The organism is Streptomyces sp. NPDC058671 (genome assembly GCF_042716475.1).
Taxonomy (GTDB): domain Bacteria; phylum Actinomycetota; class Actinomycetes; order Streptomycetales; family Streptomycetaceae; genus Streptomyces.
In genome coordinates this window covers 296,636-317,612 of the sequence record NZ_JBHXSA010000002.1, presented here as the reverse complement: position 1 = coordinate 317,612, position 20,977 = coordinate 296,636, and the positions used below count along the sequence as shown (strand labels likewise).

Below are 20,977 nucleotides of genomic sequence, written 5' to 3'. Positions count from 1 at the left end.
CAGTGCCCCAGTGAGGAGTGACCCGTGCGCACATCCCTGGCCCTCGCCGCCTCGGCCGCCCTCGTGGCCGGGACGGCCCTCGGGCTCGCGCCCGCCGCCCAGGCCGGAGAGTCCGGAGCGAGCACCGACATCGGCATCCGCTTCGTCGACATAGCCGGAGAGGGCGGCACCGTCCTCAAGGCGAACGTCATCGCCCCCGCCGGCTCCGGCCGTCATCCCCTGATCGTGCTTCCCACCAGCTGGGCCATGCCCCAGATCGAATACCTCGCCCAGGCCAAGAAGCTCGCCGACTCCGGTTACGTCGTCGTGAGTTACAACTCACGCGGGTTCTGGCAGTCCGGCGGCGAGATCGAGACGGCGGGACCCAAGGACGTCGCCGACGCCTCGAAGGTGGTCGACTGGGCCCTCGCGAACACCCCCGCCGACCCTGAGCACGTGGGTATGGCGGGTGTCTCGTACGGCGCCGGGATCAGCCTCCTCGCCGCCGCCCACGACCCCCGGATCAAGGCCGTCGCCGCGCTCAGCGGCTGGGCCGACCTCATCGAGTCCATCTACAGCGGCCGCACCCAGCACCTCCAGGCCGCCGCCCTGCTCGGCGGCGCCGGATACCTCACGGGCCGCCCGGGACCCGAACTCCAGGAGATCCTGGGCGACTTCCTCTCGTCGAACCTCGACAAGGAGGACGAGATGATCGCCTGGGGCCGCACCCGGTCCCCCGCCACCCACCTGGACCGGATCAACGCCAACGGCGCCGCGATCATGCTGGGCAACGCCTGGGGCGACACCATCTTCCCGCCCAACCAGTACGCGAGCTTCTTCGAGAAGCTCACCGGCCCCAAGCGGCTGGAGTTCCGCCCCGGCGACCACGCGACCGCCGAGGCCACCGGCCTGTTCGGGCTCCCCAACGACACCTGGGCCAGCGCCCACCGCTGGTTCGACCGCCACCTCAAGGGCGTCGACAACGGCATAGACCGCGAGCAGCCCGTCCAGCTCAAGTCCCGCTCCACCGGCGGCTACGAGGGCTACGCCGACTGGAAGTCCCTCCACGCGAACCAGCGGAAGTTCGACCTCGGCGGTACGCAGCGGGTCCGGGCGAACGTGGACTCCGGGGCCAACGGCGGCATCACCCTGCTGACCAACGCCCTCGACCAGTTCCTCCGCACCCCGCCCGTCGTCTCCGTCCCCCTGCTCCCCCGCGCCTTCGCCGGCGTCTGGCAGTCGGAGCGGTACGACACCCCGCAGCGGGTGCGCGGCACGGTGAAGGTGCACACCACGGTCGCCTCCACCGAGGAGAGCGGCACCCTCGTCGCCTACCTCTACGACGTGGGCCCGCTCGGCGTCGGCAAACTGGTCAGCAACGCCCCGTACACCTTCCACGGCCGGACGCCGGGGAAGCCGTTCGCCGTCGACCTGGAGCTGTTCTCCACGGCGTACGACGTGCCGGCCGGGCACCGGCTCGCCCTGGTCGTCGACACCGTCGACCCGCTCTACATCGAGCACAACCCGACCGGCGCGCAGCTGACCTTCTCCTCCCCTCCGGCCGACCCGTCGTACGTGTCGGTACCGCTGCGGAAGGAGTGATCACCGGCTGCTGCCGGGCGGGTGCGGCTCCTCGCCCGCTACTGCGGTCCCGGCAGCAGCGTCTGGGGGTCGGCCGGGGCGACGTCCACGGCCTTCGTCTTCGGGTTGCGGCGCTCCCTGCGGGCCACCCAGGTGGCGAACCAGGAGAGCAGCATGCACATCCCGATGTAGATCGGTGAGATGACCAGGACGACCGGGATGAACGGCAGGTCGTAGTCCAGGTTCGAGGCGATCAGTTTGCCGGCGTGCAGGAACTCCTCGTAGGTGATGAGGAATCCGAGCGAGGTGTCCTTGAGCGCCACCACCAGCTGGCTGATGATGGCCGGGAGCATGGCGCGCACGGCCTGGGGCACCAGGACGTACGTCATGACCTGTGTCTTGCGCATGCCGAGCGCGTACGCGGCCTCGCCCTGCCCGCGTGCGACGGCGTGGATGCCGGTGCGGAAGACCTCCGCGAGCACGGAGCCGTTGTAGAGGGTCAGTCCTGCGACCAGCGCGGGCAGCGCCTGCACCTTGAGCGCCACGAAGATGAAGAAGATCATCACGAGGACGGGCATGGCGCGGAAGAACTCGACGAGAAGGGTCGAGATCCAGCGCAGGACCCGGTGCTCGGAGAGCCGGCCGGTGGCGAGGACCGCGCCGAGGGCGAGCGAGAGCACCGAGGCGTACGCGAAGGCCTTGAGGGTGTTGGCGAGTCCTTCGAGCAGCAGCTCCTGGATGCCCTCGTAGAGGAACGGCGACCACTTGGTGGAGGTGAACTGGTCGTTCGCGAACAGGAGGTACAGGATCCAGCCGGCCAGGGCGAGGATCGCCACCGTGGACGCGAGGCCGTAGAGCAGATGGCGCCGCCTGGCCTGCGGTCCCGGGATGTCGTAGAGGGCGGTGGACTCGGTCATCGGGCGACTCCCCAGCGCTTCTCCAGGACGTGGAAGAGGGCGCTGATGGTGAGGGTGATGATCAGGTATCCGGCGGCGATCCAGACGAAGGTCCAGATGATGCTGTAGCCGAGCTCGCTCAACGTCTTGTAGGTGCCGAGGAGTTCGGTGACGCTGAACGCTCCGGCGATGGCCGAGTTCTTGGCGAGGGCGATCAGGGTGGAGCCGATCGGCGGGATGACCGTGCGGAAGGCCTGGGGCAGGACGACCGTGCCGAGGGTCTGCGCGAAGGACATGCCGAGGCTTCGGGCGGCCTCGCCCTGGCCGCGCGGCACGGTGTTGATGCCGGAGCGGAGCACCTCGCAGACGAAGGCCGAGGTGTAGCAGCCGAGCGCGAGGACCGCGAACAGCTGGAAGGGCAGCACGAGGCCGAAGCGGGGCAGGCCCAGCATGACGGCGAAGAAGAGCAGGGTCAGCGGGGTGTTGCGCAGGACGGCGACCCAGACCGTGCCGAAGACCCGGAAGGAGCCGACGGGCGCGACGCGGAACGAGGCCATGAGGAAGCCCAGGACGAGGGCGAGCGCCGAGGCGTAGACGGCGAGTTCGACGGTGCCGAGGAATCCCTTGGCGTAGAGCGAGAAGTTGTCGGTCAGGACGTCCATGTCGGGGGCTCCTCCGGTCAGCTCGCCGGGTAGCGGTCGATGGCGGGCGGCTTCGGGGCGGGCACTCCGGAGAGGCCGAGAGTGGCGTCGTACGCCTTCTTCCAGTCGCCGTTCTTCTCGTGGACGGCGAGCGCGTCGTCGAGGGCGAACCGCAGCGCGTCGTCGCCGCGCGGGACGCCGATGCCGTACGGCTCCTTCGAGAACGGCCTGCCGACGACCTTGAGCTCGTCGGGGACCTTGGCGGCGTAGCCCATGAGGATCGTGTCGTCGGTGGTGACGGCGTCGACCTGGTAGGTCAGCAGGTTGTCCACGCAGGCGGAGTAGGTGTCGTAGGCGACGAGTTCGGCCTTCGGGTGGTCCTTCTCGATCCGCTGGTACGGGGTGGACCCGGCGGCCGAGCAGACCCGTTCGCCCGCGAGGTCCTGTGGACCGGTGATGTCCTTCTCGTCGGTGCGGACCAGGAGGGACTGGCCGGCCTGGTAGTAGGGCCCGGCGAAGCCGACGAGCTTCTTGCGGTTGTCGTTGATGGTGTAGGTGCCGACGTAGTAGTCGATCTGGCCGTTCTGCAGAGCGGTCTCGCGGTTGGCGGAGGCGATCGTCCGGAACTCGACGCCGGCGGGGTCGAAGCCCAGGGAGGCGGCCATCATCCTGGCGATCTCGATGTCGAAGCCCGAGTAGCGGCCGGTGGCCGGGTCCTTCTCGCCCATGTAGGGCTGGTCCTCCTTGGCACCGACGACGAGCCGGCCGCGCTTCTTCGCCCGGTTCCAGGTGCTGGAGTCGGGCAGGGTGAAGTCCGACCGCACCTGGTAGACGGGGAGCCGGTCGGGCCGCGGGCCCTTGACGGGCGGGCTGCCGTCCCTGCCGCAGCCGGCGAGCGCGGCCGTCACGGCGAGCAGCAGGGCGAGCACGGCCGGGGTCCGGTGCGTACGCTGCATGGTTCCACCCCGCTCAGTGCTTGAGGATCTTGGAGAGGAAGTCCCTGGCACGCTCGCTGCGCGGGTCGGTGAAGAAGTCCTCGGGCGCGCGGTCCTCGACGATCCTCCCGTCGGCCATGAAGACGACCCGGTTGGCGGCGGAGCGGGCGAAGCCCATCTCGTGAGTGACGACCACCATCGTCATCCCCTCCTGGGCGAGTTGCCGCATGACCTCCAGGACCTCGTTGATCATCTCGGGGTCGAGGGCCGAGGTCGGCTCGTCGAAGAGGAGCGCCTTGGGGTCCATGGCGAGGGCGCGGGCGATGGCCACGCGCTGCTGCTGGCCGCCGGAGAGCTGGGCCGGGTACTTGTCGGCGTGCGCGGCGAGTCCGACCCGGTCGAGGAGTTCGCGCGAACGCCGGTCGGCCTCGTCCTTCCCGCGCTTGCGGACCTTGGTCTGGGCGAGGGAGACGTTCGCGAGGACGGTCTTGTGCGCGAAGAGGTTGAACGACTGGAAGACCATGCCGACTTCGGCGCGCAGCCGGGCGAGCGCCCTGCCCTCGTCGGGGAGGGGCTGTCCGTCGATGACGATCTCGCCCGACTCGACGCGCTCCAGGCGGTTCATCGCCCGGCCGAGGGTGGACTTGCCGGATCCGGACGGGCCGATGACGACGACCACCTCCCCGCGGCCGACGGTGAGATCGATGGACTGGAGGACGTGCAACGTGCCGTAGTGCTTGTTGACGCCACGCAGTTCGATCAGCGGATCGACGACGGCCATACGCTGCCCTGCCCCATTTCTCAGCGGTCGAGTCAGCGCAAACTATCCACCGGAAAAGGGACTTCACGCCCGACACGCATGAAACGGGAAAAGCAGTATTTACTGCGGAAGGGTGGTGCTCCGCCGCTGCTTCCGGCCGGCGGGCGGACCGCGGAGTCAGTACTCGGCGGCCTCGGCGTACACCTGGGAGAGCTCCGGCGAGCCCGTCACCGCCCAGTCGAGACCGGCCTCGACGACCTGGATCTCCCGGCCGGAGGCCAGCTGCACCACCGGCCCGCCGCTCGGCCACACCTGCCAGCGGGCACCCGGCACGTTCCGGACGATGACGGTGCCGAGGTAGAGCCCCGCGTCGTTCCCGAGCCAGGGCAGCTCCTCCGGATCGTCGCGCCAGCTCGGGGGGAGCTGGTCGAGCTCCTCCAGGGAGCGCGGGGTGTCGTCCAGCACCACCCCCGCGGCCGCGACCCGGGTCCGCAGCAGCTCGCACTCGGCGAGCAGCTCACCCGCTCCCCCGGGGTCGCGGTCGAAGGCCGCGACCAGCGGGGGGTCGGCCGGCTCGGGCTCGGACCGCTTGCGCCAGAGGTCGAGAAACGGGATGTTCATCAGAACAGCGTCGCACCGGCACCTCCCGGTCGACCACCCGGCGCGCGGAGATCATCGCCGCCGCCGGGCCGTGACGGCCGGCCGGACCCGCCCTACACGTCGAGGTCGACGACGACGGGCGCGTGGTCCGACGCGCCCTTGCCCTTGCGCTCCTCCCGGTCCACGTAGCTGTCCGTGACCGCCTCGGCGAAGGGCTTGTTGCCGTAGACCAGGTCGATGCGCATGCCCTTGTTCTTGGGGAAGCGGAGCTGGCGGTAGTCCCAGTACGTGAAGGGATGGTCGTACTTGAGGGGGCGCGGGACCACGTCGGTCAGACCGGTCTCGCGCAGACCGGCGAGTGCGGCCCGCTCCGGCTCCGTCACGTGCGTGGAGCCCTCGAAGACGGCGATGTCCCAGACGTCGTCGTCGGTCGGGGCGATGTTGTAGTCGCCGAGGACGGCGAAGGGGCGCTCCGCCGCCGCGTCGTCCGCGACGGCCGCCTTCAGCGCCTCCAGCCAGCGCAGCTTGTACGCGTAGTGCTCGTGGGCCACCTCCCGGCCGTTCGGCACGTACACCGACCAGACGCGGACCGGGCCGCAGGTCGCGGAGATCGCCCGGGGCTCCTCGACCGCGTCGTACTCGGGGCCGCCGGGCAGGCCCATGACCACGTCCGCGAGGCCGACGCGGGAGACCAGTGCCACGCCGTTCCACCGTCCCGTGGCGTTGACCACGGACTCGTAGCCGAGGGCGCGCAGCTCCTCGGTGGGGAACTGCTCCGCCGTGCACTTGGTCTCCTGGATGCACAGCACGTCCGTGCCGCTGCTCTCCAGCCAGGCCAGGAGCCGGGGCAGCCGGGCGGTGATCGAATTGACGTTCCAGGTGGCGATGCGCATGTGCGCAAGCCTACGTGCGGGGTCCGACAACCGGCGGTCCGCCGGGCTCAGAGCTCGGCGGACGCGCCGGGGGCGAGCCGGTCGTGGGCGGTGCCGCCGAGGGCGCCGATCTGGCGGTCGTAGATGGGCCGGGCGAGATCCGTGAGGAGGGCGTCGTGGATGTCGTAGGCCTGGCGCGGCTTGACCTCGCGGACGTAGTCGATCACCTCGGAGATCTTGCTCCACGGGGCCATGACGGGGAGCAGCAGGGTGTCCACGGGCCGGTCGGGCACGGTGAGCGCGTCGCCGGGATGGAAGACGGCGCCGTCGACGAGGTAGCCGACGTTGGTGACGCGCGGGATGTCGGGGTGGATCACCGCGTGCAGCTCGCCGTGGACCTCGACGTCGAATCCGGCCGCCGTGAACGTGTCGCCGTGCCCGACGGTGTGCACCCGCCCGGGGAAGGCCGCCGAGAGCTGTTCGGCGACGCTCCGCAGCGTCCAGATCTCGGCCGCCGCATTGACATCCAGGGCGGCGCGGAGGCGCCCCATGTCGAAGTGGTCGGGGTGCTCGTGCGTGACGAGGAGGACGTCCGCTCCGAGTGCCGCGTCCTCCTCGGTGAACATGCCGGGATCGAGGACGAGCGTCCGCCCGTCCTTCTCGAGCCGCACGCAGGCGTGGGACTTCTTCGTCAGCTTCACGCGGTCAGGTTACGCCGGGGGCGTGGTCTCCTCCTCGACGACGCGGGCCACCACGCGGAGCGCGGTGTCGGCGGCGGGAAGGCCGCAGTACACGCCCGCGTGGAGCACGATCTCCCGCAGTTCCTCGGCCGACAGACCGTTGCGGAGGGCGGCGCGGGTGTGGTCGGCGAGAGCCTCCCGGTGGCCCCCGGCGATGAGGGCGGTCAGGGTGACGACGCTCCGGGTACGCCGGTCGAGGCCCTCCCGGCTCCAGACCTCGCCCCAGGCGTAGCGGGTGACCAGGTCCTGGAAGGCCCCGTCGGGGTCGTCCGCCAGGGCCCGGTCCACATGGGCGTCGCCGAGGACCTGGCGGCGCAGCCCGAGCCCCCTCTCGTACGGGTCGGGACGCCCGGCTGCTTGGGCCTCGGCGACCGGGGCGGGCCCGGCCACGGGCACGGGGGTCGCGGGCAGGGGCGGCACGATCAGGGCGCCGCTGGTGTCGGGGGCGGTGCCGGCGAAGTGGTCGATGAGCAGGTCGGTGACGGCGGCCGGCTGCTCGACGGGCGCGAGGTGGGAGGCGCCGGGGACGACGGCGAGCCGGGCGTCGGCGATGCCGGCGACCAGGGTCCGGGCCTCGGCGGGACCGGTGACGTGGTCCTCGGAACCGACGAGGACGAGGGCGGGGACGCCGATCCGGTCGAGGGCCTCCCGGACGTCGAACACGGCGAGGGCTTCGCAGGCTGCGGTGTAGCAGGCCGGGTCGGTCGTCCGGACCATCTGGACGGCCCAGTCCACGATCGCGGGCTGCGCACCGGCGAACACGGAGGTGAACCACTGCTCGGGGGCGGCGCGGGCCATCGGCTCCAGACCGTTGGCGCGGACGATGACGCCGCGCTGGCGGAACTCGTCGGCCGTGCCGAAGCGGGGCGAGGTGGCGACCAGGGCGAGAGAGGCGACCCGGTGGGGTGCGCGCAGGGCCAGGTCGAGTCCGACGGCACCGCCCAGGGAGCAGCCGGCGTACCCGAAGCGCTGGACGCCGATCGCGTCGAGGGTGGCGAGGAGCCGGTCGCCGAGCTCGGCGACGGAGACGAAGGGCTGGGCGGGTGCGCCGCCGTGCCCGGGCAGGTCGAAACGGACGACCCGCCAGTCCCGGGTGAGCTCGGGTATCTGCCGGTCCCACATGTGGAACGTGGTGCCGAGGGAGGGCCCCAGGACAAGGACCGGAGCGTCTTCTCGCCCGTCGGAGCGATATTGCAGGGTGTTCGTCGGTGTCTCACTCACCCGCCAGACCCTTTCATCTCTCGCCGGAGCCCCGGTGGCTGGGGTCGGAACAGCCTAGGTCACGTCCTGGCCGGGGACGGCGCGGTCGCCGGAACTCCGGGAGTGGAGCGCCGCTGCGCGGCGGGGGAGATCGGCGCTCCGGTGGGGCGTGGCTGCGGCGGAGGCGGTCTGTAGAGGCGGCCGGTCAATGCTTCGGCAGCCGGTGCAGGATGACCTCCCTGAGCTCACCGTCGGCCGCCACGGCCGTCATGTACGTGCAGTACGGCTGGCGCCTGCGGTCCGTCGGCGACCCCGGGTTCAGCAGGCGGGGGCCGCCCGGCGCCTCGGTGTCCCAGGGGATGTGGCTGTGGCCGAAGACCAGGACGTCGAGGTCGGGGTAGAGCGCGGCGCAGCGCGCCTCCCGGCCGCGCGCCGCCCCCGTCTCGTGGACGACGCCGAACCGCAGGCCGCCCAACCGGACACGGGCCACCTCCGGCAGCCGTGCGCGCAGTTCGGCTCCGTCGTTGTTGCCGAACACCCCGACCAGGCGCCGTGCCCGTTCCTCCAGGAGGTCCAGGGTGGCCACGTCGACCCAGTCCCCGGCGTGGAGGACGACATCGGCCCGGTCCGTCTCGCGCAGCAGCTCGTCGGGAAGCCGCCTCGCTCGCAGGGGCACATGGGTGTCCGAGACGAGCAGGAGCCGTACGGGGCGGGCCGCCGCCCCGGTCGTGTCGTCGTCCATCGTCCGCCTCCTCCGTCCTCCTCCTCCGTCCTCCGCTCACGACGCCGGTCATGTGCGGTCGACACCGAACCCGCCGGCTCGGCGGAGGGGGGTGGCCCGCCGTGCCACCCGCCGCGCACCGACCCCGCGTACGCCGGCCTCACACGGCTTCGTGGGAGGAGGCGGCGGAGTGCCGCGACGCCGGGCCCCGCAGCCGGGCCTCGACCCGGCCGCCGGTGATGCGGGTCTCGAAGGCGGGCTGGGGGGCGGTCGCGGGGCCGCGCACGTTCCAGCCGTCCTCCAGGCGGAAGACGCTTCCGTGCCAGGGGCAGGTGACGCAGCCGTCCTCGACCGCGCCCTCGGAGAGGGGGCCGCCCATGTGGCTGCACTCGGCCGCGAGGACGTGCACGCGGTTTCCGGTCTCGCGCACGACCAGGACCGCGACGTCGGCGACGTGCCGCCGGACGGGCCGTCCCACCGGCAGGTCGGCGACCTCCCCGACCTCGTGCCACCCGGGCCCGACCAGGTCCGGCACCGCCTCCGCGTGGTTGGCGCCGGAAGCCTGCCGGTAGGCCAGGTGACCGCCGATCGCGCCGCCGACGCCCACGGCGGCCAGGCCGGCGAAACCGAGGGTCTTGCCCAGGGCCGTGCGGCCGCGGGTCCTCGCCACGAGAGAGCCCGTGTAGAGCCCCACCCCGGTCAGGTTCGCGGCCGCGTGCACCAGCCCCACCCGCATCTGGCGGCGCTGCAGCTCGGCCCAGTCGGTCCAGCCGGCCAGGGCCGCCGGGGCCGCGGCCGCGAGTCCCGCGCCGATCAGCGCGCTCGCCGCCCGCCGCTGCCCCGGCATCAGGTCGAGGAGCGCGGCGGAGAACCAGGTGCCGATCGGCACCTGCACCATCACGGGGTGGACGGGGTGGCCGAGCCAGCGGCCGTGCAGCACGTCCCTGCCGGAGCCGAGGGGAAGCGCCCGGACCGCGTCGCGCAGTCGTCCGACGACGCCGTCCAGGCTTCTCGCCTGCTCCAGACGGTCCATGCCCCGGAGGATCCTGCCGGGACCCTGGGACGAGGGGAGGATGCTTCTCATCGCCTGCGGTAGGGCACTCGTAGGGATTGCGCCGTCTTGGTCCGGTTTCCGAGTCATGGACGATAGGTAACCGTTCAGGCCCGGGGGAAACTGCCGGGTGCGGACACGGTCCGCGCGATCAGCCCAGGCGGCCGCTCAGGGCTGTGGTGGTCGGTCCACACCGCCGCTCGTACGGCGCGCCCCGGCGGGTGCGGTGGACTCGGCGGGCGGTACGCCGGCCAGGGCGGCGGCCTCGTCGCTGCGGCCCGCGGAGGGGCCGAGCCATTCGCAGAACAGCACGGTGGCGTCGTCCTGCAGCCGTCCGTCGTGGTACTCCAGCAGGGCGTGCATCAGTCGGCGCAGGGTCTCGGGGACGGGCAGACCGTCCGCGTGCCGGCGGATGAGGAAGTCGGTGAAACGCTCGAGACCGAACTCCTCCGCGCCCCGGCGGGCCTCGGTGATGCCGTCGGTGTAGAGGACGAGGCGGTCGCCGGGCTCCATCTGGTCGCGGCACACGGTGACGGGCAGGCCGAGACCGGTGCCCATGGGGTGCGCGGGCGGGCACTTCAGATAGGTGCGCCAGCGGCCGCCGCGGATGATCACCGGCGGGTGATGGCCCCGGTTGACCCAGCTGAGGACGCCGGTGCGGGTGTCCAGGTCGGCGACGATGCCCGTCGCGTAGCGCCCGTGGCTGAACTGCTCGATCAGCTCCTCCTCGATCCGCAAGGTGAGCTCGGCGAGACCGGCCCCCTGACGGCGCGAGTTGCGGCAGGTCCCCATGGCCAGGTGGGCGGTCACCCCGGCGGCGGTGTCGTGGCCCATCGCGTCGAAGAGCGACAGGTGCACCACGTCGTCGGCGGTGGCGTAGTCGTACGCGTCGCCGCTGATGCGGTAGGCGGGCTCCATCGCCGCGGCGATCACCACCCGGCCGTCGGCGTAGGTGCGCGGCGGCATCAGGTGCCACTGCATCTCGGCCGCGATGTTCAGCGGCCGGGTCCGTGTCAGCCGCGCGTGGGAGTCGCTGGTGCGCCGCTTGCTGTCGACGAGCAGGGCGACGAGTGCCGCCAGGGAGTTCATGTCCTCCAGGGCCCGCGCGTCGCCGGCGGTGCTGGTGACCCGTAGAAGGCCGAGGCGTTCGGTGCCGTCGATCAGGGGGACCCAGAACTGTCCCCCCTCCGCGCCGGCGACCGGCGCTCCGGCGAGGACCTGCCCGTACTGGAAGGCCCGCCCCGCCACGCTGCCCTCGATCAGCAGCTCCTCGTCCTCGCCGTGCGCGCCCTGCCCGGCGTCCCGGCCCTCTCCGGTCAGCAGCCGCAGTACGTCCCGCTGGAGGTCCGCCAGGTAGATCAGCACCTGGGGGAAGCCCGCGAGGGCGGCGTACTGCGCCGTCCTGGCGGGCAGCTGTTCGAGCGGCATCAGATGGCTCGCCTCCAGCAGACCCACCAGCATCTCGCGCCCCAGGGCGTCTCGGCACTCGTCGCTCACGGGCAGCGTCCCGTCGTCGAAGTCGGCACCCCGCTCGCACCGGAGTGCCCTCGTTCCCAGTCTCCGCCATCACGCGCCACCAGACGAAACAGGCTGAAAGGCTCCGGAAAGGATTGTTTCCTGCGAGCCGGGTACGCGCCGAGGAGTACACCAGGCAGACAGACCGCCGCAGTGGACGAGGAGGAGCCTTGAGTAACTTCCAGGACTCGGACCGCCGGCAGGAACCCAGGCCGACGGCAGTGGCACACACAGCCCAGGACAAGGCGGGCGAGAGCGCCGCCCTGATCGGGGACAAGGCTTCGGGCGTGGCCCGGACCGCGAAGGAACAGGCCGGACAGGTCGTCGGCGAGACCCAGGCGAAGGCGAAGGACCTCGTCGGCGAGCTTCGGGAACAGTTGCAGGACCAGGCCGGCACACAGACGCAGCGCCTCGCGGAGAACGTCCGCAAGCTCGCGACCGAGATACGCGACATGAGCGAGAACGGGAAGCCGGACTCGACGGCGGGAGGCCTCGCGCGTCAGATGGCCGACCGTGGCCACCAGGTGGCCGACCACCTCGAGAGTCGTGGCCCGGACGGGCTGCTCAGTGATCTGCAGGGATTCGCCCGTCGCAGGCCCGGCCTCTTCCTGGCCGGCGCCGCGCTCGCGGGATTCGCCGTCGCACGCGCCGGCAAGGGCGTGGGCGCCGCGTCCTCCTCCGGCTCCGACGGCCCGCGCGCCGCGGACCCGGCGGATCACGCCACCGGCCCGGCGGCCGTCCCATCGGAAGGCCCCCTGCCGACGACGCAGGGCGCAGGCGACACGTACGCCGATCCGCTCGACACATACGGACAGTCGCAGCCGCCGCACGTGACGCACGCGCCGCCGACCCCGCCGGCGCCGCCCGTCTATCCGCCGACGCCGGCGGCCCCCTACCGTCCAGGGGCCGACGAGGGCCCGCGGGGAGAGGTGATCTGACCGTGGCCATCTCCTCCCACGAGCGGTTCACGCCCATGGCACCCGAGGCGCCTCCCCGCGCCGCGCCGGCCCCTCCCCCCACCCGGAGCGAGCGGGAGGCGTCGATCGGGGACCTGATCGGGGACATCGGCACCGACCTGTCCCAGCTGGTGCGGGACGAGATCGAGCTGGCCAAGGCCGAGATCAAGGAGGAGTCGACGAAGGCCGGGAAGGCGGCGGGCATGCTCGCCGGCGCCGGATACGCGGGACACCTGGTCCTGCTGTTCGGCAGCCTGACGGTCGTCGCCGCGCTCAGCCACGTCATGGACGTCGTCTGGGCCGCCCTCATCGTCACCGCCGTATGGGCGGTGGTCGGAGGCGTCCTGTACACCACGGGACGCAAGCGGCTCCGCACCGTGAACCTCTCCACCGAGCACACCGTCGAGGCATTGAAGGAGGACACCCGATGGGCACGACACCCGAGGAGCTGAGGCGTGACCGGGAGCACCGCCGCGCGCACCTGGCCCGCAACGTCGACCTCCTCGCGGACCGTCTGACGCCGCGCCGCATGGCGCAGCGCAAGGCCGACTCCGTACGGCATGGACTCACTGATGTGAAGGAGCGCGTGATGGGCACGGCTCACGACAGGGGACAGCAGGTCGCCGACGGCGCGGGACACGCGACCGGCAGCATCGCGGAGACCGCGCGCGGGGCCGTGGACAGTGTGAGCGAGACGGTGCAGAGCGCGCCCGCACGCGCCCGGCGCGGGACCGAGGGCAGCCCGCTCGCCGCCGGCATCATGGCGTTCGGCGCGGGCATGCTCGCGGCCGCTCTGCTGCCGACGACCAAGGCCGAGGAGCGCGCCGCCCAGCATCTCAAGGAGCACTCCGACGAACTCCTCGGGCCCGTCAAGGAGACGGCTGTCGAGGCGGCTCAGGAGATCAAGGAGCACATGCGCGAGCCGGTCACGGAGGCGGTGGAGTCCGTCAGGTCCACGGCGCAGGACGCGGCCGCCACCACCAAGGACGACGCCCGCACCGCGGGGCAGGAGACCGCGCAGGACATGCGCCGGATCGGGCAGGACACCGCCGGGGAGGTGCGCTCGATCTCCACGGACGACAGATGACAGGTCGGGGGCGAGACGTCTGACGGCCGCTGCCGCGTCGTCCGCCGTGTCCCCGTCATGGGGCCTCGACCGAGGTCGCCCGGTACCGCGATGGCGGGCCGGGCGACCTTCGCGTCGGGACCGGTGAGGCCTCGACCGCCGTTCGGGTGCATTTCCCCTGACGCCAGTCCAACATCGCAGGTCATTCCCTGTGTGATGAAGCGACTTGCCCCACTCCCCTCACATGGGGGCGGATTTCCGCATTCTCTGACCTAGGGTCTCCTTGCCCACCCACGGCCTTCAGGAGTTCCCATGGTCACTTCCACGGAAGCGCCCGCCCTCGTACCCGGGAAGAGGAGAAGCCGGGGACGAGTCGTCATCGACTGGTTGACAACGACGGACCACAAGAAGATCGGGCATCTCTACCTGATCACGTCGTTCGTGTTCTTCATTCTCGGCGGTCTGCTCGCGTTGGTGATCCGGGCCGAACTCGCGCGGCCCGGACTGCAGCTCGTGTCGCCCGAGCAGTACAACCAGGCGTTCACCCTGCACGGCACGGTGATGCTGCTGCTCTTCGCGACACCGACCTTCGCCGGATTCGCCAACGCGATCATGCCCCTGCAGATCGGCTCGCCCGATGTTGCCTTCCCCCGCCTCAACATGCTGTCGTACTGGCTTTTCCTCACGGGCGGTCTGATCGCGTTCGCAGGGGTGTTCACCACCCAGGGCACCGCCGACTTCGGATGGACCGCGTACACCCCGCTCAGCGGTGGCGAGCGCACCCCCTATGTCGGTGCCGACATGTGGGTCATGGGACTGGCCCTCGGCGGCTTCGGGACGATCCTCGGCGCCGTCAACTTCATCACGACGATCATCTGCATGCGGGCGCCGGGCATGACGATGTTCCGGATGCCGATCTTCACCTGGAACGTGCTGCTCACGTCCGTCCTCGTGCTGTTCGCGTTCCCCGTGCTGGCCGCGGCCCTGCTGGTGCTGGAGTCCGACCGGCAGTTCGGCTCGCACGTCTTCGACCCGGCCAACGGCGGCACCCTGCTCTGGCAGCACCTGTTCTGGTTCTTCGGGCATCCCGAGGTGTACATCATCGCCCTGCCGTTCTTCGGGATCGTCACGGAGATCCTGCCCGTCTTCTCCCGCAAGCCGATCTTCGGTTACGTCGGTCTGATCGGCGCCACGATCGCGATCGCCGGCCTCTCGGTCACCGTCTGGGCGCATCACATGTTCGCCACCGGGGCGGTGCTGCTTCCGTTCTTCTCGTTCATGACCTTCCTCATCGCCGTGCCGACGGGCGTGAAGTTCTTCAACTGGATCGGCACCATGTGGAAGGGGTCGATCTCCTTCGAGACCCCGATGCTGTGGTCGGTCGGCTTCCTGGTGACGTTCCTCTTCGGCGGGCTGACCGGAATCATCCTGGCCTCGCCACCCATGGACTTCCACGTCACCGACTCGTACTTCGTCGTCGCCCATTTCCACTACGTCGTCTTCGGCACGGTCGTGTTCGCGATGTTCGCCGGGTTCTACTTCTGGTGGCCGAAGATGACCGGCACGATGCTCGACGAGCGCCTCGGGAAAATCCATTTCTGGGCGCTGTTCGTCGGTTTCCACATGACGTTCCTCGTCCAGCACTGGCTGGGCGCCGAGGGAATGCCGCGGCGGTACGCGGACTATCTCGACGCCGACGGATTCACCGCCCTCAACACGATCTCGTCCATCGGCGCCTTCCTCCTGGGCATGTCCACCCTGCCGTTCTTCTACAACGTCTGGAAGACGGCCAGGACCGCCCCACGCGTCACCGTCGACGACCCCTGGGGCTTCGGCCGCTCCCTCGAATGGGCCACCTCGTGCCCCCCGCCCCGGCACAACTTCGTCACGCTGCCGAAGATCCGCTCCGAGTCACCGGCCTTCGACCTCAACTACCCCGCCCTGGCCGCGCTGGACCCTGGCAAGTCGGGCCGCCGGGACGTGATCGACGAGCCCGGCGCGGACACCCATGGCGGCCCGGACGCCGGCCGGGAAGCATGACGACCCGCGGCGGAAGCCGCCATGAGTCCCAGGGATCCACGGAGACCGCGGCGGGGATCAACCGGTTGGAGGGATACCTGCTCGCCCACCGGGCGAGGACGGAGGCAGCGGAGGCCGGCGAGGCCTTCGCCCGGCGCTTCCCGTGGCTGGGCCCCCGGGAGGAGTCGGAGATCGCGCTGTCCTTCGCGCAGGAGCACCTCGCCGTGCGGCGCCGCATGCTCCAGGACGCCGTCGCGCGCGCGGACGAACTCCGACGCGAGTACAGCGACCGCTACGCACGTCTGCGCCGTCGCTCCGTCGCCACGCTGCTCGGCGTGACCGCCGTGACGCTCATGGTGCTCTCGGTCGTGGTACGGGTGGCCGGCTAGGGCCGGCGTGGGCCGTACGCCTCGCGGGCATGTCAGGCCCGCGAGGCGTACAGGACCACGTTGCTGTCGTACGTCCCCGCGTCCGCGTCGTACGTCCCCGCGCAGGTGAGCAGGGCGAGGCGGTGCGGCCCCTCGCGGCTGAAGAGGTCGGCGGGCAGGGCGGTCCGGGCGTAGAGCCGGCGGGACGTGACCACGTACCGGTAGACACGGCCGTTCGCCGCGCGCACCTCCACCCGGGAGCCCGGGCCCAGTCGGTGGAGGACGGCGAAGGCGCCGAGACCCGAGCGGCGGGAGTCGACGTGGCCGGCGAGCAGCGTCGTCCCGGCGGAGGCGCCGACCGGCGCCCCCAGCGCCCACCACCCTCCGAGGCGCACGTCCTCGGGGAGGCCCAGGACGCCGTCCCGCCCGGCGGCGACCGGGACCAGGTCCGCGCGCAGGCCCTGGGGGCCGCGCAGTTCCCGCGGCACGGACGGATCGGCCGGGACCGGGGGCGGCGCGACCGCCGCAGGTACGGCTCCGAATCCCGGGGTGGTGGCCCTGCGGGCCGAAGCACCGTCGAGGAGCAGCGCTCCGGCCGCGAGCAGGGTGACACCGAGCAGGATCGCGCCGCCGCCGGTGATACGGCCTGCGGGAGGTGTCACCGAGGCTGGTTCCCCCGCCGTCGGCTGCGGATCAGCCAGACGGCACCGACCCCGGCCATGAGCCCGCCGCCGACGAGACTCGCGATGCCGGCGGTGGTGAGCGCGTCGGTGTCCTGCGCCGCGAGGTGCCCGCCGCTTCCGGCCTTGACCATGTGCGCGTCCTTGCCCGCGTGACACGTACCGCCCCGGACCATGTCGAGGTGCATGGCCACCACGGGGCGCGCGGCCCGGGCCGCGGCCATGACCTCGGCGTTCTTCCCGGTGTGCAGCTCGGTGTCGATCAGGCCGAGCGTCTTGGTGTGTGCCGCCTCCTGGACCTTCAGCCAGGCGGCGTCGTACGCCGGCGTCCCGGCCTTCGCGCGCACTGCGGCGAGTTCGGCCTTCTGCTCGGCGGTCGGGGCGCCAGGCAGCGTGACGCCCAGTTTCGCCGCCAGCGCCTTCACGTCCGCGTCGAGCTTGCCGTGATCCCGTACGAGGACCCGCCCGACCTCTTTCACGCACGCGCTCGTGGCGTTGGCCTGCGCGTCCTGACCGGCCGCGATCTCGGCGAGATTCCCCTGGTGCGCCGCCTTCGTGAACGTCGTGTCCTGATCGCTCACGGGCGCCGCGACCGCGTACGGCCCCGCCGCCGCGGACACGGCTATGACCAGAGCGGCGACCGATGTCAGCCGGGTAACCCTCACAACGTCCTCCTTCATCCACCGCGCGGCCGGTCCGGCCGCACGGAGCGACGAGATGCCCGATAGCACCTCGACGGGAAGGAATCCCCCCGCCACGCCAGGAGTGGTCAGGAAGCGACGACTTATCACCCGGACGAGTTACCACTGGACCGGCCGCGGAACCTCGCCGCCGTCCTCGGGCCGGGTGGAGAGCCGCGGCTCCGGTGGGAGGCGTCGCGGACCGGGCGGGATGGTCCGGACGGACCCTAGGGGTTCGCCGCGAGGAGGACGTCGAGGTCGATCGTGTCGGCGATCGCTCGCATGCCGGCCGCGTTGGGGTGCAGATGGTCGCCGCTGTCGTAGGCGCTGTTCAGCAGCGCGGGGTCGGTGCTGTCGGCGAGCGTCGTGGCGGTGTCGAAGTGCCCGTCGAAGTTGCCCGGCGTGCGGATCCACGCGTTGACCTGTCGACGGATGGCTTCACCTGCCGTCGTGTAGTAGCCCGAGCCTCCGTACGGCAGGATCGTCGCGCCGAAGACCTTGACGCCCTTGGCGTGCGCCGCGGTGACGAGCGAGCGGTAGGCGTCGGTCAGGTGACGCGCGGTCAGGGGCGTGCCGTCCGGGCCGGCGAGGTTGCCGATGTCGTTGATCCCTTCGAGCACGATCACGGCACGGACACCCGGCTGGTCGAGTGCGTCGGCGGCGAAGCGCTTGACGCCGCTGACGCCCTGGACCGCCGAGGGCGAGTCGGTCACGACGCGGTTGCCGCCGATCCCCAGGTTGACGACGCCCTCGGCCCGATGGCCCTGTTCGCGGCGGAGTGCGGCGGCGAGGAGGTTCGGCCAGCGCTGGTTGCTTCCCGCCGGTGTGCTGGATCCGTCCGTGATCGAGTCGCCGAAGGCGACGATCGTGCCGTTGGCGGTGGGGGACACCACGTCCACGCCGGACAGGAAGTACCAGGAGGAGGCGGTGCTCGTGTAGTCCGCGCCGTCGTCGTCGGCGCTGTGGTCGCCGGTCCGTGAGATGTAGGTGGTCTCGTAGGCCAGGGCGTGCCAGGTCGAGGGGCCGGTCGTCGCGGGGAGGTACACGCTGACGAGCAGGTTCTGCCCGGCGGCCACCGGCAGCGGAAGCGGATCGGAGCGCAGTTCCGCGCCGGCGGCGACGGTGGTTCCGGTGGCGCCGCCGAAGGTGGCGGTGCGGTGCGAGCCGTCGACCGCGCGCGGTCCTGAGGACTGCACGGCGACGTCGACCCTGCCGATGGTCAGCGGGCTGGTGCCGTACCGGTTGGACAGTTCGATCCGCGGCGCGGTGCCGGTCGCGTCCGCGTGCACGACCATGCGGATGGTCTGGGCGCTGAAGGAGCGGCCCTCCCCCACGACGGCGTCGGCCCAGGCGCCGACGCGTCGGCCGCGGTGATCGTCCCTCGGCCACGGCATCACCGGGGGGCCCGGGGTGGTGATGTCGGTTCCGGGCCGGCCGGCCGTGCCGGTCGGCCGGTGGCCGCCGGGGTCGGCGCCGGTTCCCGGGACGAGCGGCGGGCTCAGGCACAGGACGGCGGCGACGGACACCATCGCCAGGCGAGCCGTCGCAGCTCGGTATCTGCGGAACACCAAGAATCTCCTCGGGACCCGCGTACAGGGGCCGTTCCGTCGGGTCGCCCGTACGCGACCCGTCCTCACGAGGCACGTTACGCGGACCGGCCGGCGCTCCCGGCACGCCGGTCCGGGCGTCGGCCGCAGACGGTCACCCGGAAGGGGCGCTCTCCTCCCCCAGTTCGGCCCAGACGGTCTTGCCGTCGTCGGTGTGGCGCACACCCCAGTTCTCCGCGAGGGTGGCGCAGATGAGCAGGCCGCGGCCGCCCTCGTCGACGGCCTTGGCGTGGCGGAGGTGGGGGGCGGCCTGGCCGGTGTCGCCCACCTCGCAGATCAGGGTGGTGGTGGAGGTCCGGATGAGCCGGAGCGTGAGGGGCGGGGCGCCGTAGCGCACGGCGTTGGTGACGAGTTCGCTGGCGACGAGCGACACCGTGAACGGGTCGGCGGGGTGGTCCCACCGGCGGAGGCACTCCTCGACGTGGGCGCGTGCGGTGCCGACGGCGGCGAAGTCGAAGGGGACGGTCCATTGGGCGAGTTCGCTCGGCGGCAGGTGACGGGTCCGCGCGAGGAGGACGACGCGGTCGCGGGCGAGGAGCCCTTCCACGGCGTCGGCCATGGCCTCCACGTCGCGGTCCGGGTGGCCGAGGGCGCGCAGGAGGTCCTCGGTCGGGGGGTCGGCGCGTCCGGAGGTGGCGGGTGAGGCCATGCAGAGGGTGCTGCCCTCGGGCAGGAGGTGCTCGGCGCAGGCGAAGGGCGGGCCCTCGGCGCCGAGGAGAGGGCCTTCGTCGACGGGTTTCATGTCGATCGATCCGTCGGGCCGTACGACGGCGAGGAGCGAGGTGCCGGCGCGGGCGATGTCGAGACGTCCGCCGACGGGGTCGTGGACGACGACGGTGCAACTCGCCGTCGGGCGGTCCTTCTCGGACGCGTCCGTGTGTTCGGCGGCGAGGCGGAGGGTGGTGTCGTGGAGGCGGGCGAGGAGTTCGTGCGGGTCGAGATCGAGCGTGGTCAGGCTGTGGACGGCGGTCCGCAGTCGGCTCATGGTGGCGACGGCGCTGAGGCCCGCGTGCTCGACCTGGCCGACGACGAGTGCCACCCGTGCCCCGGGGAGCGGGACGACCTCGAACCAGGCTCCGGCGCCGCTGCCGCCGGGGCGGTGCCGTTGGGCCACCTCGACGGCACTCTGGGTGGCCTCCTCCTGGCGGAGCGGCCAGCTCTGCAGCGCGGTCATGATGACGTGTTCGCGGGTGAACCGCAGGGCGTTCTCCAGGCACGTCGCCGTGCGGTCCGTCATGCCGTCGACGAGTTCGACGTCGTCCGGGCCGTAGGGTTCGGCGTCGGCCGTCCGCCGGAAGGCGACGACCCCGAAGATCTGCCCCCGTACGGTCAGCGGCGCGACCAGCCGGGTTCCGGCGGACCCGTCGTCCCCCTCGGACGGGAGCAGCACGGCCTGGGACGGCAGCGTGTCGCCGAAGATCCCCGGGAGGAGGGTGGCGCCCGGCGCCGGGACCGGCGGGCCGGTGCGGGTCCGGCCCGCCGCGGCGCAGCGCAGCAGGGGTGAGGGGTTGCGGGACCGCAGGCCCGGTTCCCTCCCCCTCAGTACGGTGTCGGTGAGGGCGACCACGACGGAGTCGGCGAACCGCGGCAGCGTCAGGTCGACGAGCTCACGGGCCGTGCGTTCCACGTCGAGGCTGGAGCCGATGCGTTCGTGGGCGTCCTGCAGCAGCCGCAGCCGGGCCTGCGTGCGTTCGCGCGCGGTGACGTCCGTGCTCGTGATGACCAGGCCGAGCACGCGTCCGGTGGCGTCCTGGAGGCGGTAGACGGAGGCGGAGAAGACGTGCTCGGTGCGGGGGTCGGTGGGGGGCCGGCCGGTGACGAGGTGGTCGAGTGCCGGGCGGCCGGTGGTGAGGACGGCGCGCAGGACGTCCTCGTCGACGCTGATGCCGGCGAGGGCGTAGGCCTCGGCCGCGGGCAGGCCGACGAGCCGTTCCGCCGGGATGCCGCGGATGCCGACGGCGACGGTGTTGACGCGGACGACGCGCAGGTCCGTGTCCAGGACGTGGAGGCCGATGTCGGACTGGGTGAACACCGCGTCCAGGACCGCGTCGCCCCAGGGCCCCGGGACAGCCTGCTCCCGCGTCTCTTCGGGATCCGTGTTCATTCGTGC

The 20,977-nt window shown here is 71.9% G+C and carries 21 protein-coding genes; 6 read left to right on the top strand and 15 right to left on the bottom strand.

Annotated elements, in window-relative coordinates:
- The first annotated feature begins 24 nt into the window (after nt 1–24).
- Nucleotides 25–1,581: a CocE/NonD family hydrolase gene (locus tag ACFWV2_RS03625; protein ID WP_384401063.1), complete on the top strand. Its 1,557-nt coding sequence runs from the start codon at nt 25–27 to the stop codon at nt 1,579–1,581.
- Nucleotides 1,582–1,619: 38 nt separating this feature from the next.
- On the opposite strand, the gene ACFWV2_RS03620 is transcribed toward ACFWV2_RS03625, so the two are convergent.
- From ACFWV2_RS03620 to ACFWV2_RS03570, 11 genes are all read right to left on the bottom strand, one after another.
- Complete coding sequence (locus ACFWV2_RS03620; protein WP_384401061.1) at nt 1,620–2,477, bottom strand: amino acid ABC transporter permease; 858 nt, start codon at nt 2,475–2,477, stop codon at nt 1,620–1,622.
- Nucleotides 2,474–3,118: an amino acid ABC transporter permease gene (locus ACFWV2_RS03615; protein WP_384401058.1), complete on the bottom strand. Its 645-nt coding sequence runs from the start codon at nt 3,116–3,118 to the stop codon at nt 2,474–2,476. Before ACFWV2_RS03615 ends, ACFWV2_RS03620 begins: the two co-directional genes overlap by 4 nt.
- A gap of 17 nt (nt 3,119–3,135) precedes the next feature.
- Nucleotides 3,136–4,053: a glutamate ABC transporter substrate-binding protein gene (locus ACFWV2_RS03610; RefSeq protein WP_384401055.1), complete on the bottom strand. Its 918-nt coding sequence runs from the start codon at nt 4,051–4,053 to the stop codon at nt 3,136–3,138.
- 13 nt (nt 4,054–4,066) lie between these two features.
- The gene (locus ACFWV2_RS03605) at nt 4,067–4,813 is read right to left on the bottom strand and encodes an amino acid ABC transporter ATP-binding protein (RefSeq protein WP_384401052.1); all 747 of its coding nucleotides are present in this window, start codon (nt 4,811–4,813) and stop codon (nt 4,067–4,069) included.
- 156 nt (nt 4,814–4,969) lie between these two features.
- Nucleotides 4,970–5,413: a DUF6278 family protein gene (locus ACFWV2_RS03600; protein ID WP_384401049.1), complete on the bottom strand. Its 444-nt coding sequence runs from the start codon at nt 5,411–5,413 to the stop codon at nt 4,970–4,972.
- Between the two features lie 92 nt (nt 5,414–5,505).
- Nucleotides 5,506–6,285, bottom strand: coding sequence for an exodeoxyribonuclease III (locus ACFWV2_RS03595; protein ID WP_384401046.1), 780 nt, complete (start codon nt 6,283–6,285; stop codon nt 5,506–5,508).
- Between the two features lie 47 nt (nt 6,286–6,332).
- A complete protein-coding gene (locus ACFWV2_RS03590) occupies nt 6,333–6,965 on the bottom strand; it encodes an MBL fold metallo-hydrolase (protein ID WP_384401043.1) in 633 nt (210 codons plus the stop codon).
- Between the two features lie 9 nt (nt 6,966–6,974).
- On the bottom strand, nt 6,975–8,225 hold the full coding sequence (locus ACFWV2_RS03585) for an alpha/beta fold hydrolase (RefSeq protein ID WP_384401040.1): 1,251 nt from the start codon (nt 8,223–8,225) through the stop codon (nt 6,975–6,977).
- 184 nt (nt 8,226–8,409) lie between these two features.
- Complete coding sequence (locus ACFWV2_RS03580; RefSeq protein ID WP_384401037.1) at nt 8,410–8,946, bottom strand: metallophosphoesterase family protein; 537 nt, start codon at nt 8,944–8,946, stop codon at nt 8,410–8,412.
- A gap of 139 nt (nt 8,947–9,085) precedes the next feature.
- Nucleotides 9,086–9,958 carry a Rieske 2Fe-2S domain-containing protein gene (locus tag ACFWV2_RS03575; RefSeq protein ID WP_384401034.1) on the bottom strand — a complete coding sequence of 291 codons (873 nt, stop codon included), beginning with the start codon at nt 9,956–9,958 and terminating at the stop codon, nt 9,086–9,088.
- Nucleotides 9,959–10,144: 186 nt separating this feature from the next.
- Nucleotides 10,145–11,437 (bottom strand): PP2C family protein-serine/threonine phosphatase, encoded by a 1,293-nt coding sequence (locus tag ACFWV2_RS03570; protein WP_384401477.1) that lies wholly within the window; start codon nt 11,435–11,437, stop codon nt 10,145–10,147.
- Between the two features lie 275 nt (nt 11,438–11,712).
- On the opposite strand from ACFWV2_RS03570, the gene ACFWV2_RS03565 reads away from it, so the two are divergent.
- The 5 genes from ACFWV2_RS03565 (at nt 11,713) to ACFWV2_RS03545 (ending at nt 15,921) form a co-directional block, all read left to right on the top strand.
- On the top strand, nt 11,713–12,429 hold the full coding sequence (locus tag ACFWV2_RS03565; RefSeq protein ID WP_384401031.1) for a hypothetical protein: 717 nt from the start codon (nt 11,713–11,715) through the stop codon (nt 12,427–12,429).
- Between the two features lie 2 nt (nt 12,430–12,431).
- Nucleotides 12,432–12,899: a phage holin family protein gene (locus ACFWV2_RS03560; RefSeq protein ID WP_384401028.1), complete on the top strand. Its 468-nt coding sequence runs from the start codon at nt 12,432–12,434 to the stop codon at nt 12,897–12,899.
- On the top strand, nt 12,875–13,534 hold the full coding sequence (locus ACFWV2_RS03555; RefSeq protein ID WP_384401025.1) for a DUF3618 domain-containing protein: 660 nt from the start codon (nt 12,875–12,877) through the stop codon (nt 13,532–13,534). Before ACFWV2_RS03560 ends, ACFWV2_RS03555 begins: the two co-directional genes overlap by 25 nt.
- A 291-nt stretch (nt 13,535–13,825) precedes the next feature.
- A complete protein-coding gene (gene ctaD, locus ACFWV2_RS03550) occupies nt 13,826–15,553 on the top strand; it encodes a cytochrome c oxidase subunit I (RefSeq protein ID WP_384401022.1) in 1,728 nt (575 codons plus the stop codon).
- Complete coding sequence (locus ACFWV2_RS03545) at nt 15,550–15,921, top strand: hypothetical protein (RefSeq protein ID WP_384401019.1); 372 nt, start codon at nt 15,550–15,552, stop codon at nt 15,919–15,921. Before ctaD ends, ACFWV2_RS03545 begins: the two co-directional genes overlap by 4 nt.
- Before the next feature lie 32 nt (nt 15,922–15,953).
- Here ACFWV2_RS03545 and ACFWV2_RS03540 read toward each other — a convergent pair whose 3' ends face one another.
- From ACFWV2_RS03540 to ACFWV2_RS03525, 4 genes are all read right to left on the bottom strand, one after another.
- Nucleotides 15,954–16,562 carry a class F sortase gene (locus ACFWV2_RS03540; RefSeq protein WP_384401016.1) on the bottom strand — a complete coding sequence of 203 codons (609 nt, stop codon included), beginning with the start codon at nt 16,560–16,562 and terminating at the stop codon, nt 15,954–15,956.
- Nucleotides 16,559–17,245 (bottom strand): DUF4142 domain-containing protein, encoded by a 687-nt coding sequence (locus tag ACFWV2_RS03535; protein WP_384401013.1) that lies wholly within the window; start codon nt 17,243–17,245, stop codon nt 16,559–16,561. The genes ACFWV2_RS03540 and ACFWV2_RS03535 overlap by 4 nt, the downstream gene beginning before the upstream one ends.
- 242 nt (nt 17,246–17,487) lie before the next feature.
- Nucleotides 17,488–18,828, bottom strand: a complete 1,341-nt coding sequence (locus ACFWV2_RS03530; protein WP_384401010.1) for an SGNH/GDSL hydrolase family protein — start codon at nt 18,826–18,828, stop codon at nt 17,488–17,490.
- A gap of 133 nt (nt 18,829–18,961) precedes the next feature.
- Nucleotides 18,962–20,971 (bottom strand): SpoIIE family protein phosphatase, encoded by a 2,010-nt coding sequence (locus ACFWV2_RS03525; protein WP_384401007.1) that lies wholly within the window; start codon nt 20,969–20,971, stop codon nt 18,962–18,964.
- Nucleotides 20,972–20,977 lie beyond the last annotated feature (6 nt).